This window comes from Pseudonocardia sp. ICBG1142 (assembly GCF_020496255.1).
Classification (GTDB): Bacteria; Actinomycetota; Actinomycetes; order Mycobacteriales; family Pseudonocardiaceae; genus Pseudonocardia.
On record NZ_JAHLJC010000031.1, the window covers coordinates 53,248 to 70,510 of the forward strand.

11 protein-coding genes and 3 rRNA genes are annotated in these 17,263 nt (G+C 69.0%); 13 read left to right on the forward strand and 1 reads right to left on the reverse strand.

Features of this window, described 5'->3' with window-relative positions; genetic code table 11:
* Positions 1-28: 28 nt before the first annotated feature.
* Positions 29-934 (reverse strand): hypothetical protein, encoded by a 906-nt coding sequence (locus KPL59_RS24750; RefSeq protein ID WP_226362171.1) that lies wholly within the window; start codon positions 932-934, stop codon positions 29-31.
* Between the two features lie 116 nt (positions 935-1,050).
* On the opposite strand from KPL59_RS24750, the gene argC reads away from it, so the two are divergent.
* From argC to rrf, 13 genes are all read left to right on the forward strand, one after another.
* Positions 1,051-2,085 carry an N-acetyl-gamma-glutamyl-phosphate reductase gene (gene argC, locus KPL59_RS24755; RefSeq protein ID WP_226362807.1) on the forward strand — a complete coding sequence of 345 codons (1,035 nt, stop codon included), beginning with the start codon at positions 1,051-1,053 and terminating at the stop codon, positions 2,083-2,085.
* Positions 2,082-3,254 (forward strand): bifunctional glutamate N-acetyltransferase/amino-acid acetyltransferase ArgJ, encoded by a 1,173-nt coding sequence (gene argJ / locus KPL59_RS24760; RefSeq protein WP_226362172.1) that lies wholly within the window; start codon positions 2,082-2,084, stop codon positions 3,252-3,254. Before argC ends, argJ begins: the two co-directional genes overlap by 4 nt.
* 34 nt (positions 3,255-3,288) lie before the next feature.
* Positions 3,289-4,218, forward strand: a complete 930-nt coding sequence (gene argB, locus KPL59_RS24765) for an acetylglutamate kinase (protein ID WP_226362808.1) — start codon at positions 3,289-3,291, stop codon at positions 4,216-4,218.
* Positions 4,215-5,408, forward strand: coding sequence for an acetylornithine transaminase (locus KPL59_RS24770; protein WP_226362173.1), 1,194 nt, complete (start codon positions 4,215-4,217; stop codon positions 5,406-5,408). Before argB ends, KPL59_RS24770 begins: the two co-directional genes overlap by 4 nt.
* The gene (gene argF / locus KPL59_RS24775; RefSeq protein ID WP_226362174.1) at positions 5,408-6,331 is read left to right on the forward strand and encodes an ornithine carbamoyltransferase; all 924 of its coding nucleotides are present in this window, start codon (positions 5,408-5,410) and stop codon (positions 6,329-6,331) included. The genes KPL59_RS24770 and argF overlap by 1 nt, the downstream gene beginning before the upstream one ends.
* The gene (locus KPL59_RS24780; RefSeq protein WP_226362175.1) at positions 6,324-6,881 is read left to right on the forward strand and encodes an arginine repressor; all 558 of its coding nucleotides are present in this window, start codon (positions 6,324-6,326) and stop codon (positions 6,879-6,881) included. Before argF ends, KPL59_RS24780 begins: the two co-directional genes overlap by 8 nt.
* Complete coding sequence (gene argH / locus KPL59_RS24785; protein WP_226362176.1) at positions 6,878-8,323, forward strand: argininosuccinate lyase; 1,446 nt, start codon at positions 6,878-6,880, stop codon at positions 8,321-8,323. The genes KPL59_RS24780 and argH overlap by 4 nt, the downstream gene beginning before the upstream one ends.
* On the forward strand, positions 8,320-9,543 hold the full coding sequence (locus tag KPL59_RS24790) for an aminotransferase class I/II-fold pyridoxal phosphate-dependent enzyme (RefSeq protein WP_226362177.1): 1,224 nt from the start codon (positions 8,320-8,322) through the stop codon (positions 9,541-9,543). Before argH ends, KPL59_RS24790 begins: the two co-directional genes overlap by 4 nt.
* On the forward strand, positions 9,543-10,214 hold the full coding sequence (locus tag KPL59_RS24795) for a DNA-3-methyladenine glycosylase (RefSeq protein WP_226362178.1): 672 nt from the start codon (positions 9,543-9,545) through the stop codon (positions 10,212-10,214). The genes KPL59_RS24790 and KPL59_RS24795 overlap by 1 nt, the downstream gene beginning before the upstream one ends.
* Positions 10,215-10,260: 46 nt before the next feature.
* Positions 10,261-11,535, forward strand: coding sequence for a tyrosine--tRNA ligase (tyrS, locus tag KPL59_RS24800; protein WP_226362179.1), 1,275 nt, complete (start codon positions 10,261-10,263; stop codon positions 11,533-11,535).
* A gap of 431 nt (positions 11,536-11,966) precedes the next feature.
* A 16S ribosomal RNA gene (locus KPL59_RS24805) occupies positions 11,967-13,486 on the forward strand.
* A 316-nt stretch (positions 13,487-13,802) separates the two neighbouring features.
* Positions 13,803-16,906: ribosomal RNA gene (locus tag KPL59_RS24810) — 23S ribosomal RNA — on the forward strand.
* Between the two features lie 105 nt (positions 16,907-17,011).
* A 5S ribosomal RNA gene (gene rrf, locus KPL59_RS24815) occupies positions 17,012-17,128 on the forward strand.
* Together the 16S, 23S and 5S rRNA genes form the textbook arrangement of a ribosomal RNA operon.
* Positions 17,129-17,263: the final 135 nt, after the last annotated feature.

The following is a 17,263-nucleotide window of genomic DNA, read 5'->3' on the forward strand; positions in this document are numbered from 1 at the left end:
GGTCCGTGCCGCGCCGGCCCCGGCCGGCTCAGCGCGGGACCGCCGCGGCCGCGGCCACCGCTGCGGCCCGCCACTGGTCCCGGGACGGGGTCCGCCCCGCGACCGCCACCGTCACGAGGTACCGGGCGGTGGCCAGCTGCAGGGTCGGCCCGGCGACGGTGTCGAGCACCGTCGCCGAGGTCCCCGCCGGCCGCCCGGTCACCGCGCTGCCGTGCCGCGCGGCGGCGACGTAGCCGGCGGGGGTGCTCCGGTTGGTCGTGTAGGCGTTCACCGACACCGTCACGCCGTCGGCGAGCGCGAAACAGGCCCGGGTGCGGGTCCCGTCGGTGCGGGTGACCACGGCGTTCGTCGCCGGCGCGACCGGTGGGCCGCCCAGCAACCCGGTCAGCGCCGCACGGTCGAGCAGGCACTCGTCGGCCACCACGTCGGAGGTCAGCGGGGCCGGCGCGGCGGCCGGCGCAGCCGGCGCGGCGGCCCGCGTGGGAGCGGCGCGCGGCGCGTCCGGTGCGGGCCGGGTCCGGCCGTCCGGGACACGGGACGCACCGTCCCCGACCGGCACCGGCGGCACCGTGCGGGCCGTGCCGTCCCCGCCGTCCCCGCCGTCGGGGAGACCGGACGAGGGCGGAACCGGGACGGGCGGGACCGTCGTCGTCGGACGGCCGTCGGTGGTCGGGGCGGCGAGCGGTCCGTTCGACAGCGGCCCCGGCACCGTGAACGACGTCGGCGGTCGCCGCGTGGGCTCCACCGGAGCCGCCGCGGTCGAGGGCAGCGCCGGCCCCTGCCCGGTGGGCCACGGCGTGCCGGCCACGGTCGACGCGCACCCGCCGAGCAGCACCGCGAGCACTGCCGTGACCACCGCGGTGACCGCCGCCGTCACGGTCGCCGACCGTTCCCGGGCAGGCGTGCCCGCGCCCGGTCCCACCCCGCGTGTCACCCGTCGCCGCACCCGCGGGAAACTAGGCGCCGGACGTGCCCGCCGGGCCCGGTTCCGCCCCGCCCGGTCGCGATCGCGAATCCCGATTGCATGGCTTTGCGTCGCCGTGCATACTCATCCACGTGGTACGCATCGCAGTGGCGGGAGCCAGTGGCTACGTCGGGGGAGAGCTCCTCCGGCTGCTGCTCGCACATCCCGAGGTGGAGATCGGCGCCCTCACGGCCGGCGGGAACGCGGGCACGCGTCTGGGCGAGCACCAGCCGCACCTGACCCCGCTCGCGGACCGCGTCCTGGGCGAGAGCACGGCGGAGAACCTCGCCGGACACGACGCGGTGTTCCTGGCCCTGCCGCACGGCAAGTCCGCCGAGCTGGCGGCGCAGCTGGGGCCGGACACCCTCGTCGTGGACTGCGGGGCGGACCACCGCCTGACCGACCCGGCCGCCTGGGACCGGTGGTACGGCGGCGAGCACGCCGGGCACTGGCCCTACGGGCTGCCCGAGCTGCCCGGCGCCCGGGCGTCGCTGATCGGCACCCGGCGCGTCGCGGTGCCCGGCTGCTACCCGACCGGGACCAGCCTCGCGCTGGTCCCCGCGCTGGTCGCCGTCCTGGTCGCCCCCGAGGTCGTGATCACCGCGGTCACCGGCACCTCCGGTGCGGGCAAGTCGCTCAAGCCGCACCTGCTGGGCGCGGAGGTCATGGGGTCGCTGTCGGCGTACGGCGTCGGCGGTGTGCACCGGCACACCCCCGAGATCGCGCAGAACCTGTCCGCCGCGCTCGGCTCGCCCGTCTCGGTCAGCTTCACCCCGGTGCTCGCGCCGCTGCCGCGCGGCATCCTCGCCTCCTGCTCGGCCCTGCTGGCCGACCCGGCGACCGATGCGGCCGCGGTCCGGTCGGTCTACGAGAAGGCCTACGCCGACGAGCCGTTCGTGCACCTGCTGCCGGAGGGCCAGTGGCCCACCACGGCGCAGACCCTGGGCTCCAACAACGTCGCGCTGCAGGTCACCGTCGACGCCGACGCGGGCCGCCTCGTCGTCGTCTCGGCGATCGACAACCTGACCAAGGGCACCGCGGGCGGCGCCGTCCAGTGCATGAACCTGGCCCTCGGTCTGCCCGAGACCACCGGCCTGCCGACGACGGGAGTGGCGCCGTGAGCGTGACCGCAGCCAAGGGCTTCCGGGCCGCCGGGATCGCCGCCGGGATCAAGAAGTCCGGGCGGGCCGACCTGGCGCTCGTGGTGAACGACGGCCCGCGCACCGAGGCCGCCGGGGTCTTCACCCGCAACAAGGTCAAGGCCGCTCCCGTCCTGTGGTCGCAGCAGGTGCTGACCACCGGCTCGCTGCGCGCGGTCGTCCTCAACTCCGGCGGGGCGAACGCCTGCACCGGGGCCGAGGGCTTCCAGACGGCGCACGCCACCGCGGAGCAGGCCGCCGAGGTGCTCGGCTGCGGCGCTATCGATGTCGCCGTGTGCTCCACCGGCCTCATCGGCGAGCAGCTCCCGCGGGAGACCCTGCTCGCCGGGGTCCGGACGGCCGCCGGGGAGCTGGCGTCGGGGCCCGAGGCCGGGTCCGCCGTCGCCGGCGCGATCATGACGACCGACACCGTCCCGAAGGAGTCCGTCGTCACCGACCCGGCTGGCTGGACCGTCGGGGGCACGACCAAGGGCGCCGGGATGATCGCACCGTCGATGGCGACGATGCTCAGCGTGCTCACCACCGATGCGGTGCTCGACCGGGCGACGCTCGACGCCGCGCTGCGCGAGGCCGTCCGCTACAGCTTCGACCGGCTCGACGTCGACGGCTCGATGTCCACCAACGACACCGTGCTGGTGCTGGCCTCCGGCGCGTCCGGCGTCGAGGCCGACCCGGCGGTGTTCACCGCCGCGCTCACCCGCGTGTGCCGTGACCTCGCCGAGCAGATGCAGGCCGACGCCGAGGGCGTCACCAAGCGCATCACCGTGCGGGTCACCGGCGCCGCCTCCGAGGACGACGCGGTGACCGTCGCCCGCATGATCGCCCGCGACTCCCTGGTGAAGACCGCGATGTTCGGATCCGACCCCAACTGGGGCCGGGTCGCGGCCGCCGCCGGGTACGCCGACGCCGAGATCGACCCCGAGCACCTCGACGTCACGATCAACGGCGTGCTGCTGTGCAAGGGCGCGGCCGTGGCCGGGGACCGGGCCGACTGCGACCTGTCCGGGAAGGACGTCCTGATCGAGGTCGGGCTGGGCCTGTCCGGCGGGGCCGAGGGGCACACCGCGGAGATCAGGACCACCGACCTGTCACACGCCTACGTCGAGGAGAACAGTGCCTACTCCTCCTGAGCCGGTCGCCCCGGACGCGCTGCCCCAGCCGCAGATCGCGCCGTCCCCGGAGACCCCGGCCCGGCTGAAGCGGGCGGGGGAGAAGGCGGGCGTGCTCGCCGAGGCGCTGCCCTGGCTGCAGCGGTTCCACGGCCGGATCGTCGTCGTCAAGTACGGCGGGAACGCCATGATCGACGAGGAGCTGAAGCCGGCCTTCGCCCGGGACATGGTGTTCCTGCGGCTCGCCGGCATCCACCCGGTCGTCGTGCACGGCGGCGGGCCGCAGATCTCGGCCATGCTGAAGCGGCTCGGCATGCCCGGCGAGTTCCGCGGAGGCCTGCGCGTCACCACCCCGGAGACGATGGAGATCGTCCGGATGGTGCTGTTCGGCCAGGTCGGGCGCGAGCTCGTCGGGCTGATCAACGTCCACGGCCCGTTCGCCGTCGGCCTGTCCGGGGAGGACGCAGGACTGTTCACCGCCGAGAAGCGCACCGCGCTGGTCGGCGGCGAGCCCGTCGACATCGGCCTGGTCGGCGACGTCACGAAGGTCAACCCGGACGCGGTGCTGGACATCATCGCCGCGGGCCGCATCCCGGTCGTCGCGGGCGTCGCGCCGGACGCCGACGGCCAGGTCCACAACATCAACGCCGACAGCGCCGCCGCGGCGCTGGCCGGTGCGCTGGACGCCGCGAAGCTCGTGGTGCTCACCGACGTCGAGGGTCTCTACGCGAACTACCCCGACCCGGAGTCGATCATCACCTCGCTGACGGCGGACCAGCTGGAGCCGATGCTGCCCCGCCTGGAGAGCGGCATGGCCCCGAAGATGGAGGCCTGCCTGCGCGCCGTGCGCTCGGGCGTCGGACAGGCCCATGTGATCGACGGGCGGGTGCCGCACTCGGTCCTGCTCGAGGTGTTCACGCACGAGGGCGTCGGCACGATGGTGCTGCCGGACGCCCCCGGTGCCACGGCTGGGGGAACGACATGAGCACGCACGCGCAGCGGTGGCAGGCCGCCCTGATGAACAACTACGGGACCCCGCCGCTGACCCTGGTCCGCGGCGAGGGCGCCCGGGTGTGGGACGCCGAGGGTCGCGCCTACCTGGACCTGTACGCCGGGCTCGCGGTCAACGCGCTCGGGCATGCGCACCCGGCCGTCGTCGAGGCGGTGTCCGAGCAGGTCCGCACCCTCGGCCACACCTCGAACTTCTTCATCACCGAGCCCGCGCTGCAGCTCGCCGAGCGGCTGCAGGCCCTGCTCGGCCGCGACGACGCCCGCACCCTGCTCTGCAACTCCGGCACCGAGGCCAACGAGGCCGCTTTCAAGATCGCCCGCCGGACGGGCAGGCCGGAGATCATCGCCTGTGAGGGCGCGTTCCACGGCCGCACGATGGGCGCGCTCGCGCTGACCGGGCAGCCCGCCAAGCGAGCCCCGTTCGAGCCGATGCCCGCCGGGGTGACACACATCCCGTTCGGTGACGTCGCCGCACTCGACGCCGCGGTGACCGAGCGGACCGCCGCGGTGGTCCTGGAGCCGATCCTCGGCGAGGCCGGCGTGATCGTGCCTCCCGAGGGGTACCTGGCGCAGGCCCGGCGGATCACCGCCGAGCGCGGCGCGCTGCTCGTCCTCGACGAGGTGCAGACCGGCATCGGCCGCACCGGGTACTGGTTCGCCCACCAGGCGCACGGCGTGCTCCCGGACGTGGTCACCCTGGCCAAGGGCCTCGGTGGCGGCCTCCCGATCGGTGCCTGCATCGGGCTCGGCGACGCCGCCGCCCTGCTCGAGCCCGGGCAGCACGGCACCACCTTCGGCGGCAACCCGGTGACCTGCGCCGCGGCGCTCGCCGTGCTCGACACGGTCGCGGCCGAGGGTCTGCTCGGCCACGCCGACCGGCTCGGCAAGGAGATCCGCAGCCGGATCGACGGTCTCGGCCACCCCCTCGTCGGCGACGTGTCCGGCGCCGGCCTGCACATCGGCATCGGCCTCACCGCGCCGGTCGCCGCGCAGGCCGCCGCGGCCGCCCGCGACGCCGGGATCCTGATCAACAACGCCACCCCGGACCGGCTCCGGCTGGCCCCGGCTCTGACCCTGACCGACGACGAGGCCGAGGAGTTCCTGACGGCCTTCCCGGCGTTCCTCGACGCCGCCGCGGCCCAGCACGAGGGGCAGGGGAGCTGATGGTCCGCCACCTGCTGCGGGACGACGACCTGACCCCGGCCGAGCAGGCCGAGGTCCTCGATCTCGCCGACCGGCTCAAGGCCGACCCCTTCGCCGAGCGCCCGCTGGCCGGTCCGCGTGCGGTGGGGGTCGTGTTCGACAAGTCCTCCACCCGCACCCGGGTGTCGTTCGAGGCCGGGATCACCCAGCTCGGTGGCACCGCGATCATCCTCGACGGCACGACCAGCCAGCTCGGGCGCGGTGAGACGATCTCCGACACCGCCCGGGTGCTGTCGCGTTACCTCGACGCGATCGTGTGGCGCACCAGCGGCCAGGAGCGGATCGAGGAGATGGCCGCCGCGGCGACCGTGCCGGTGGTCAACGCGCTGACCGACACGTTCCACCCGTGCCAGATCCTGGCGGACCTGCAGACCGTGCGGGAGCGGTTCGGCCGCCTCGCCGGGCTCACCCTGACCTACCTGGGCGACGGAGCGAACAACATCGCCCACTCGCTGCTGCTCGGCGGCGCCACCGCCGGGCTGAACGTGCGGATCGCCGCGCCCGCCGGGTTCACCCCCGACGACGACGTCCTGCGCGACGCGAAGGCCCGGGCCGAGCAGACCGGCGGTTCGGTCGCGCTCGTCGCGGACCCGGTGGCCGCCGTGGCGGGGGCCCAGGTCGTCGTCACCGACACCTGGACCTCGATGGGCCAGGAGGACGACGGCCTGGACCGGGTCGCGCCGTTCCGGCCGTACCAGGTCAACGCCGCCCTGCTGGAGCACGCCGCGCCGGACGCGATCGTGCTGCACTGCCTGCCGGCCCACCGCGGCGACGAGATCACCGACGAGGTCCTCGACGGCCCGGCCAGCGCCGTCTGGGACGAGGCCGAGAACCGGCTGCACGCGCAGAAGGCGCTGCTCGCCTGGCTCCTGCGGCATGGGTGAGACCGACCGCGACCGGAGGAACCCGGTCAACCGGGCCCGACGGCAGGCCGCCGTCATCGACGTGATCTGGAACCACCAGCTGAGCAGCCAGGTCGAGATCATCGGGCTGCTCCACGAGCGGCACGGCATCGAGACGACCCAGGCCACGCTGTCGCGGGACCTCGACGAGCTCGGTGCGGTGAAGCTGCGCGGCGCCGACGGCGGGCAGCCGGTCTACCGCATCCCCGAGGACGGCAGCCCGGTGCGCGGGGTCGAGGGCGGCACCGTCCGGGTGGCCCGGTTGCTGGGGGAGCTGCTCGTGTCCGCCGACGCGAGTGGGAACCTGGCCGTCCTGCGTACCCCGCCGGGCGCGGCGCACTACCTCGCGAGCGCCCTCGACCGGGCCGCACTGCACGACGTCGTCGGCACCATCGCCGGGGACGACACGGTCATCGTCGTCGCCCGTGAGCCCCTCACCGGGGCGGAGCTGGCCGAGCGGCTGCAGGACCTGTCCCGGAGGGCCCACGCGGCCACCGGGGCGCACGACGAACGAGAAGGAGACCCGACATGACCGACGCGGACCCCCGACGGGGCGCGGTCGCCGGTGGCGGAGCGCTGTGGGGTGGCCGGTTCGCGTCCGGTCCGGCCGACGCGCTCGCGGCGCTGTCGAAGTCCACGCACTTCGACTGGGCACTGGCCCCCTACGACATCCGCGGCTCGAAGGCGCACGCCCGGGTCCTGCACCGCGCCGGTCTGCTGACCGACGAGGAGCTGTCGGGGATGCACAAGGCACTCGACGAGCTCGCCGCCGACGTCGCCTCCGGGGCGTTCGGCCCCGACCCGGGCGACGAGGACGTGCACACCGCGCTCGAGCGCGGCCTGATCGAGCGGGCGGGCGTCGACCTGGGCGGGAAGCTGCGGGCCGGTCGCTCGCGCAACGACCAGGTCGCCACCCAGTTCCGGATGTGGCTGCGCGACGCCGTGCGGCGGGTCGGTTCCGGCGTGCTCGACGTCGTCGACGCACTCGTCGACCAGGCGCAGGCCCACCCCGACGCCCCGATGCCCGGCCGCACGCACCTGCAGCACGCGCAGCCGGTGCTGCTCGGCCACCAGCTCGCCGCGCACGCCCAGGCCCTGCTGCGCGACGTCGACCGGCTGGCCGACTGGGACCGGCGCAGCGCCTGGTCGCCGTACGGCTCCGGCGCGCTGGCCGGCTCCTCGCTCGGGCTCGACCCGGAGGCCGTCGCCGCCGAGCTCGGCTTCACCGGGTCCTCGGCCAACTCGATCGACGGGACCGCCGCGCGCGACTTCGCGGCCGAGGCCGCGTTCGTCCTCGCGATGATCGGCGTCGACCTGTCGCGGCTGTCGGAGGAGGTCATCCTCTGGGCGACGGCCGAGTTCGGCTACGTCACCCTCGACGACGCGTTCTCCACCGGCAGCTCGATCATGCCGCAGAAGAAGAACCCCGACGTCGCCGAGCTGGCCCGCGGGAAGTCCGGCCGGCTGGTCGGCAACCTCGCCGGGCTCATGACCACCCTCAAGGGGCTCCCGCTGGCCTACAACCGGGACCTGCAGGAGGACAAGGAGCCGCTGTTCGACTCGGTCGCGCAGCTGGAGCTCCTGCTCCCCGCGGTCGCCGGGATGGTGGCCACCCTGACCTTCCACACCGAGCGGCTCGCCGAGCTGGCCCCGGCCGGGTTCACCCTGGCCACCGACGTCGCCGAGTGGCTCGTCCGGCAGGGCGTGCCGTTCCGGGTCGCCCACGAGGCCGCGGGCGGCTGCGTCCGCGCCGCCGAGGCCCGCGGCGTCGGGCTGGAGGACCTGACCGACGCCGAGCTGGCCGCCGTGCACCCGGCACTGGACCCGAGTGTGCGCGAGGTACTGACCGTGGAAGGCTCCATCGCGTCGCGGAACGCCCGCGGTGGGACGGCCGGCGACCGGGTTGCCGAGCAGCTCACCGACCTGCGTACCGCGGTCGGAGCAGCGCGAGAGTTCACCGGAGGAACCGCATGACCGACCCTGCCGCAGCCTACGAGGAGCTCAAGGCCGCCGGCCTGAAGCTCGACCTGACGCGGGGCAAGCCGTCCGCGCAGCAGCTGGACCTGTCCCACGAGCTGCTCGGCCTGCCGGGCGCGGGACAGTTCCGCGCGGCCGACGGCACCGACACCCGCAACTACGGCGGCGGCCAGGGTCTGCCCGAGCTGCGCGAGATCTTCGCGCCGTCGCTCCAGGTCCCGGTCGGGCAGCTGGTGGCGGCCAACAACTCCAGCCTCGAGCTCATGCACGACACCCTCGTGCACGCACTGCTGACCGCGCTGCCCGGCGCCCCGACCCGCTGGGTCGACGCCGGCCGCGTGGCGTTCATCGCCCCGGTCCCCGGCTACGACCGGCACTACGGCGTGTGCGAGCGCCTGGGGATCGACCTGGTCACCGTCGGCATGACCGCCGACGGCCCCGACATGGACGAGGTCGAGCGGCTCGTCGCCGAGGACCCGTCGATCAAGGGCATCTGGTGCGTGCCGAAGTACTCGAACCCCGACGGCGTCGTCTACTCCGACGAGGTCGTGCGCCGGTTGGCCACCATGCCGACCGCCGCCCCGGACTTCCGGATCATGTGGGACAACGCCTACGCGGTGCACCACCTGACGACCGAGGAGATCGAGATCGCCGACGTCCTCGCGCTCGCGGCCGAGGCGGGCAACCCGGACCGGCCGTTCGTCTTCGGGTCCACCTCGAAGATCACCCTCGCCGGTGCGGGCGTCGCGTTCTTCGGTGCCTCGCAGGCGAACGTCGACTGGTGGCTGAAGCTGGCGTCGAAGAAGACGATCGGCCCGGACAAGGTCAACCACCTCCGCCATGCGCTGTTCCTCAAGGACGCGGCCGGGCTGCGCGCGCACATGGCCGCGCACCGCGAGCTGATCGCCCCGAAGTTCGCTGCGGTCGACCGTCTGCTGACCGAGGCGTTCGCCGACGTCGACGGCGTGACCTGGACGAAGCCGAAGGGCGGCTACTTCGTGAGCCTGACCGTCCCGGACGGCCTCGCCTCGGAGGTCGTGCGCCTGGCCAAGGAGGCGGGCATCGTCCTGACCCCGGCCGGTGCGACGCACCCCTACGGCAAGGACCCGCAGGACGCGACCATCCGTCTCGCCCCGACCCTGCCCCCGCTCGACGAGGTCGAGAAAGCCATGGCCGGTGTCGTGACCTGCGTGCAGCTGGCGCTCGCGCGCCGCTGATGGCGGACGACGACCACACGGAGGGGCCCGGCCGGGACGACCGGCCGGGCCCCTCCGGTCTGCTGGACCGGTCCGCCCTGGCCGTCGATGTCCTGCCCGCCGCGCGACGCCTGCTCGGCTGCGTCCTCGAGGCCGACACCCCCGACGGCACGGTCGCGGTGCGGCTGGTCGAGGTGGAGGCCTACCGGGGCCGCGACGACCCCGCGTCGCACTGCTACCGGGGCCGGACCCCGCGCAACGCGGTGATGTTCGGGCCGCCCGGGCACCTGTACGTCTACTTCGTCTACGGCATGCACTTCTGCGCGAACGTGTCGTGCCTGCCCGACGGCGAGCCGGGCGCGGTGCTGCTGCGCGCCGGCGAGCTGCTCACCGACCCGGGGGTGGCCCGGGAGCGCCGGCCCACCGCCCGCCGCGACGCCGACGTGGCCCGCGGACCCGCACGGCTGGCCGCGCTCCTCGGGCTGCGGCGCGAGGACGACGGGACCGACGTCACCGACCCGGCCTCCCGGGTACGGCTGCGAGTGGGGACCCCGCTCGCTCCGGAGCTCGTCCGGTCCGGACCCCGGGTGGGCGTCGCCGCGGCGGCCGAGCTGCCGTGGCGGTACTGGGTCGACGGCTCGCCCGCGGTCAGCCCGTACCGGGCCGGGACGCGCCGTCGTCGCAGCGCCTGAGGAACCCGCGTGCACGCGCCGCGGCGGCCCGACCAAGATGGGCACCGTGGGTACCGACATCCTCGACGACCTGGAGTGGCGCGGCCTGATCGCGCAGAGCACCGACCGCGACGCGCTCGCGAAGGAGCTCGCCGCCGGCGACCCGGTGTCGATCTATGCCGGGTTCGACCCGACCGCGTCCAGCCTGCACGCCGGGCACCTGATCCCGATGCTGACGCTGCGCCGGTTCCAGGAGGCCGGCCACCGTCCGGCGATCCTCGCGGGCGGCGCGACCGGCATGATCGGCGACCCGCGTGACGTGGGGGAGCGGACGCTCAACGACGCCGCGACCGTGGCCGACTGGACGAACCTGATCCGCGGACAGCTGGAGCGCTTCGTCTCCTTCGACGGCGGGCCGACCGGCGCCACCGCCGTCAACAACCTGGACTGGACCGGGCAGCAGACGGTCCTGGAGTTCCTGCGCGACCTCGGCAAGCACTTCCCGGTCAGCACGATGATCTCGCGGGACACGGTGAAGCGTCGCCTCGCCGGCGACGGGATGTCCTACACCGAGTTCAGCTACCTGCTCCTGCAGGCCCAGGACTACCTGCACCTCTACCGCGAGCTCGGGGTGCGGCTGCAGATCGGCGGGTCCGACCAGTGGGGCAACATCGTCGGAGGTGTCGACCTCATCCGTCGGGTGACCGGTGACCACGTCCACGCGCTGACCCTGCGGCTGGTCACCGACTCCGAGGGCCGCAAGTTCGGCAAGTCCACCGGGGGCGGCAACGTCTGGCTCGACCCGGACCGCACCTCGCCGTACGCCTGGTACCAGTACTTCGTGAACGTCGCCGACGCCGACGCGATCACCTACCTGAAGCTCTTCACCTTCCTCGACCGAGCCGAGATCGAGGCGCTGGAGACCGAGCTGGCCGAGAAGCCGCACCTGCGTGGCGCACAACGGCGTCTCGCCGCCGAGCTGACGACGTTGGTGCACGGCGAGGAGCAGACGAGGCAGGTGACGACCGCGAGCCAGGCCCTGTTCGGCCGGGCCGAGCTCACCGACCTGGACGCGGCCACCCTCGGCGCCGCGCTCGCCGAGGTGCCGACGGCCGACGCCGGCCCGGCCGACACGATCGTCGACCTGCTCGTCGCCACCGGCCTGACCGACAGCAAGGGCGCAGCCCGTCGTGCGGTGAAGGAGGGCGGCGCGTACGTCAACAACGTCAAGATCGTCGACGAGGAGTGGGTACCGGGAGCCGGTGACGTCCTCGACGGCGGCTGGCTTGTGGTGCGCCGGGGGAAGCGCAACCTGGCCGGTGTGCGGGTCCGAGCGGCCTGATCGAGCGTTGACCTGCAGGAACACCAGAAGGGGACCCCCCTGTGAAACGCCTCCGGAGCATCCTGTAACTTTCTCGATGTCGCCAGGACGGGGCGGACGAGAGCGAGACCGGCCGACAGGCCAGGGACGCGGATCCGGACCGGAGGCGACGGCCCAGGAACTTCACTTCGGTGAAGATCCGGCCGCCCGGAGTGAGGCTTGACGCCGCTCTCCGGTACACGTAGCATAAGAGAGTTGCCTCCTCGCGGGGCTGACTCTGACGCCCCGGGGCGACGGCCATCAGGCCCGGTTCCCGAGCGCGGGTGTCTTTTGAGAACTCAACAGTGTGTCGAGCTATTTGAATCGGTTTGGCGTTTTGTGCCAAATTGTTTGTTTGGTTGCAGCATTCGGCCTCCGTCGGGTGTTGTGGCTAGTGTTTGTTTGTCAGGGTTTTGTTGGAGAGTTTGATCCTGGCTCAGGACGAACGCTGGCGGCGTGCTTAACACATGCAAGTCGAGCGGTAAGGCCCTTTCGGGGGTACACGAGCGGCGAACGGGTGAGTAACACGTGGGTGACCTGCCCTCCACTCTGGGATAAGCCTGGGAAACTGGGTCTAATACCGGATAGGACCACTGGCTGCATGGTTGGTGGTGGAAAGTTTTTTCGGTGGGGGATGGGCCCGCGGCCTATCAGCTTGTTGGTGGGGTGATGGCCTACCAAGGCGGTGACGGGTAGCCGGCCTGAGAGGGCGACCGGCCACACTGGGACTGAGACACGGCCCAGACTCCTACGGGAGGCAGCAGTGGGGAATATTGCGCAATGGGCGGAAGCCTGACGCAGCGACGCCGCGTGGGGGATGACGGCCTTCGGGTTGTAAACCTCTTTCGTCAGGGACGAAGAGTGATTGACGGTACCTGGAGAAGAAGCACCGGCCAACTACGTGCCAGCAGCCGCGGTAAAACGTAGGGTGCGAGCGTTGTCCGGAATTATTGGGCGTAAAGAGCTCGTAGGCGGTGTGTCGCGTCGGCCGTGAAAACTTGGGGCTTAACTCTGAGCGTGCGGTCGATACGGGCATCACTTGAGTTCGGCAGGGGAGACTGGAATTCCTGGTGTAGCGGTGAAATGCGCAGATATCAGGAGGAACACCGGTGGCGAAGGCGGGTCTCTGGGCCGATACTGACGCTGAGGAGCGAAAGCGTGGGGAGCGAACAGGATTAGATACCCTGGTAGTCCACGCCGTAAACGTTGGGCGCTAGGTGTGGGGACCATTCCACGGTTTCTGTGCCGCAGCTAACGCATTAAGCGCCCCGCCTGGGGAGTACGGCCGCAAGGCTAAAACTCAAAGGAATTGACGGGGGCCCGCACAAGCGGCGGAGCATGTGGATTAATTCGATGCAACGCGAAGAACCTTACCTGGGTTTGACATGCACCAGACATCCCTAGAGATAGGGCTTCCCTTGTGGTTGGTGTGCAGGTGGTGCATGGCTGTCGTCAGCTCGTGTCGTGAGATGTTGGGTTAAGTCCCGCAACGAGCGCAACCCTTGTTCCATGTTGCCAGCACGTTATGGTGGGGACTCATGGGAGACTGCCGGGGTCAACTCGGAGGAGGGTGGGGATGACGTCAAGTCATCATGCCCCTTATGTCCAGGGCTTCACACATGCTACAATGGCTCATACAGAGGGCTGCGAGACCGTGAGGTGGAGCGAATCCCTTAAAGTGAGTCTCAGTTCGGATCGGGGTCTGCAACTCGACCCCGTGAAGTTGGAGTCGCTAGTAATCGCAGATCAGCAACGCTGCGGTGAATACGTTCCCGGGCCTTGTACACACCGCCCGTCACGTCACGAAAGTTGGTAACACCCGAAGCCGGCGGCCCAACCCTTGTGGAGGGAGCTGTCGAAGGTGGGACTGGCGATTGGGACGAAGTCGTAACAAGGTAGCCGTACCGGAAGGTGCGGCTGGATCACCTCCTTTCTAAGGAGTCCCATCATGTGATGGGGCACCACATGGCTTCACAGGGTTTTGCTCTGTGGGTTTCTGTGGTTCCTTCATTGAATCGCGCCATCAACTCCGTCTGTGGGTTGGGTGCGTTGGGTGGAACGCAGTTCGTTGGACCGGTTTGGCTTGGCACACTGTTGGGTCCTGAGGAGACACCTGGTGAACGGGTTGTTTTCTTTGGCCGCTCTGGTCGGGGGCTTCCTAACGCCTGCTTGTGGTGGGTGGTGGTTGTTTCTTGGTTGGGTGTGGTTGTGGGTTGAGTGTTGCATAGTGGATGCGAGCATCTTGTTGTGGTCAAGTTGTTAAGAGCACATGGTGGATGCCTGGGCATCAGGAGCCGATGAAGGACGTGGGAGGCCGCGATAGGCCTCGGGGAGCTGTCAACCGAGCTGTGATCCGAGGGTGTCCGAATGGGGAAACCCAGCGCCCGTCATGGGGCGTTACCCGTACCTGAATTCATAGGGTGCGTGGAGGGAACGTGGGGAAGTGAAACATCTCAGTACCCACAGGAAGAGAAAACAATAGTGATTCCGTGAGTAGTGGCGAGCGAAAGCGGATGAGGCTAAACCGTGTCCGTGTCAAGCCGGCAGGCGTTGCGGGTGCGGGGTTGTGAGGCGTGTCGTTCATCTTCTGCCGAGGATGGGACAACGAGAACCGGTGTTAGCGGAACGATTCTGGGATGGTCGGCCGTAGTGGGTGATAGCCCCGTACGCGAAAATGTTTGGTTCTGTTGTGGGCATTGTTCTCGAGTAGCAGCGAGCCCGTGAAATTCGCTGTGAATCTGGCGGGACCACCCGTCAAGCCTAAATACTACCTGGTGACCGATAGCGGACAAGTACCGTGAGGGAAAGGTGAAAAGTACCCCGGGAGGGGAGTGAAATAGTACCTGAAACCGTGTGCTTACAAGCCGTCAGAGCCTTGAGTCCTTCGGGGCGGGGTGATGGCGTGCCTTTTGAAGAATGAGCCTGCGAGTTATGCTTCGTGGCGAGGTTAACCTGTGTGGGGTAGCCGTAGCGAAAGCGAGTCCGAATAGGGCGGTTGAGTCGCGGGGTGTAGACCCGAAGCGGAGTGATCTACCCATGGCCAGGGTGAAGCGTCGGTAAGACGTCGTGGAGGCCCGAACCCACCAGGGTTGAAAACCTGGGGGATGAGCTGTGGGTAGGGGTGAAAGGCCAATCAAACTTCGTGATAGCTGGTTCTCCCCGAAATGCATTTAGGTGCAGCGTCGTGTGTTTCTCACCGGAGGTAGAGCACTGGATGGCCTAGGGGGCCGACAAGCTTACCGAAGTCAGCCAAACTCCGAATGCCGGTGAGTGAGAGCGCGGCAGTGAGACTGCGGGGGATAAGCTTCGTGGTCGAGAGGGAAACAGCCCAGATCACCGGCTAAGGCCCCTAAGCGTGCGCTAAGTGGGAAAGGATGTGGGATCGCCCGGACAACCAGGAGGTTGGCTTAGAAGCAGCCACCCTTGAAAGAGTGCGTAATAGCTCACTGGTCAAGTGGTCCTGCGCCGACAATGTAGCGGGGCTCAAGCGCACCGCCGAAGCCGTGGCAATGACATCTTTGTGGTGTTGTTGGGTAGGGGAGCGTCCTGCGTCTGGTGAAGCCCGGGAGTGATTTACGGGTGGAGGGTGTGGGAGTGAGAATGCAGGCATGAGTAGCGAATGCAGAGTGAGAATCTCTGCCGCCGGATGACCAAGGGTTCCTGGGCCAGGTTGTTCCGCCCAGGGTGAGCCGGGACCTAAGGCGAGGCCGTCAGGCGTAGTCGATGGACAACGGGTTGATATTCCCGTGCTCGTGATAGTGCGTCCATGCCGAGGCTGGTGATGCTAACCATCCGAACCCACCTTCGCTCCTTCGGGAGTGTTGTTTGTGGGGGAGCGTGGGATCCGATCTGGTAGTAGGCAAGTGATGGGGTGACGCAGGAGGGTAGCTCCGCCACGCGGTGGTTGTCGTGGTGTAAGCCTGTAGCCTGATCTCCTAGGTAAATCCGGGGGGTCGTGAGGGGTGAGAGGTGATGCGTAGCCGATTGAGGCGAAGAGGGTGATCCCATGCTGTCGAGAAAAGCCTCTAGCGAGTGTTGTTGCGGCCCGTACCCCAAACCGACACAGGTGGTCAGGTAGAGAATACCGAGGCGATCGAGCGAACTGTGGTTAAGGAATTCGGCAAAATACCTCCGTAACTTCGGGAGAAGGAGGGCCGGTTGTCTTGATGCCCCGTGCGGGCTAGGGATGGCCGGTCGCAGAGACCAGGCCCAAGCGACTGTTTACTAAAAACACAGGTCCGTGCGAAGTCGCAAGACGATGTATACGGACTGACGCCTGCCCGGTGCTGGAACGTTAAGAGGACCTGTTAGTCCCTTTCGGGGGGCGAAGCGGAGAATTTAAGCGCCAGTAAACGGCGGTGGTAACTATAACCATCCTAAGGTAGCGAAATTCCTTGTCGGGTAAGTTCCGACCTGCACGAATGGCGTAACGACTTGGGCGCTGTCTCGACCACAGACTCGGCGAAATTGCACTACGAGTAAAGATGCTCGTTACGCGCGGCAGGACGGAAAGACCCCGGGACCTTTACTATAGCTTGGTATTGGTGCTCGGTTCGGCTTGTGTAGGATAGGTGGGAGACTGTGAAGCTATCACGCCAGTGGTGGTGGAGTCGTTGTTGAAATACCACTCTGGTCGAATTGGGTGTCTTAACCTCGGGCCATGATCTGGTTCAGGGACAGTGCCTGGTGGGTAGTTTAACTGGGGCGGTTGCCTCCCAAAGAGTAACGGAGGCGCCCAAAGGTTCCCTCAGCCTGGTTGGCAATCAGGTGTTGAGTGTAAGTGCACAAGGGAGCTTGACTGTGAGACTGACGGGTCGAGCAGGGACGAAAGTCGGGACTAGTGATCCGGCACCACCTTGTGGAAGGGGTGTCGCTCAACGGATAAAAGGTACCCCGGGGATAACAGGCTGATCTTGCCCAAGAGTCCATATCGACGGCATGGTTTGGCACCTCGATGTCGGCTCGTCGCATCCTGGGGCTGGAGTAGGTCCCAAGGGTTGGGCTGTTCGCCCATTAAAGCGGTACGCGAGCTGGGTTTAGAACGTCGTGAGACAGTTCGGTCCCTATCCGCCGCGCGCGTTGGAGACTTGAGGAAGGCTGTCCCTAGTACGAGAGGACCGGGACGGACGAACCTCTGGTGTGCCAGTTGTCCCGCCAGGGGCACGGCTGGTTGGCTATGTTCGGGAGGGATAACCGCTGAAGGCATCTAAGCGGGAAGCCTGTTCCAAGATGAGGTCTCCCACCACCTTTGAGTGGGTAAGGCTCCCAGGAGATGACTGGGTTGATAGGCCGGAGATGGAAGCCCTGTGAGGGGTGGAGTTGACCGGTACTAATAGGCCGAGGGCTTGCCACAACGAGTTGTTCGCATCCACTGTGTGACCCTGAGCCCACAACCCCTGTGCGGGTTGTGTGTTCGTAGGTCCCCCCATGTTTGTGTGGGGGTTTGTTGAATAGTGTTGTCGGTGGTCATTGCGGTAGGGAAACGCCCGGTCCCATTCCGAACCCGGTAGCTAAGCCTTCCAGCGCCGATGGTACTGCACTCGCCAGGGTGTGGGAGAGTAGGTCGCCGCCGACATTCAACCTCTGAAAGGGGAGTCCGCAACGGTGTAGAAACCGCTGTGGGCTCCCCTTTCTTCGTATGTATGCAGCCGTGTCCGCCTCGCTGCGCGGAGCGGTTCGCCCAGTGTGGTCGCTGACCGCGGAAGTGACG

What these genes read in the sequence shown, in the direction of transcription:
- argH (WP_226362176.1), top strand. Translation starts at nt 6,878, where the DNA reads ATGACCGACGCGGACCCCCGACGGGGCGCGGTCGCCGGTGGCGGAGCG.
- argF (WP_226362174.1), top strand. Translation starts at nt 5,408, where the DNA reads ATGGTCCGCCACCTGCTGCGGGACGACGACCTGACCCCGGCCGAGCAG.
- KPL59_RS24770 (WP_226362173.1), top strand. Translation starts at nt 4,215, where the DNA reads ATGAGCACGCACGCGCAGCGGTGGCAGGCCGCCCTGATGAACAACTAC.
- KPL59_RS24780 (WP_226362175.1), top strand. Translation starts at nt 6,324, where the DNA reads ATGGGTGAGACCGACCGCGACCGGAGGAACCCGGTCAACCGGGCCCGA.
- KPL59_RS24790 (WP_226362177.1), top strand. Translation starts at nt 8,320, where the DNA reads ATGACCGACCCTGCCGCAGCCTACGAGGAGCTCAAGGCCGCCGGCCTG.
- KPL59_RS24795 (WP_226362178.1), top strand. Translation starts at nt 9,543, where the DNA reads ATGGCGGACGACGACCACACGGAGGGGCCCGGCCGGGACGACCGGCCG.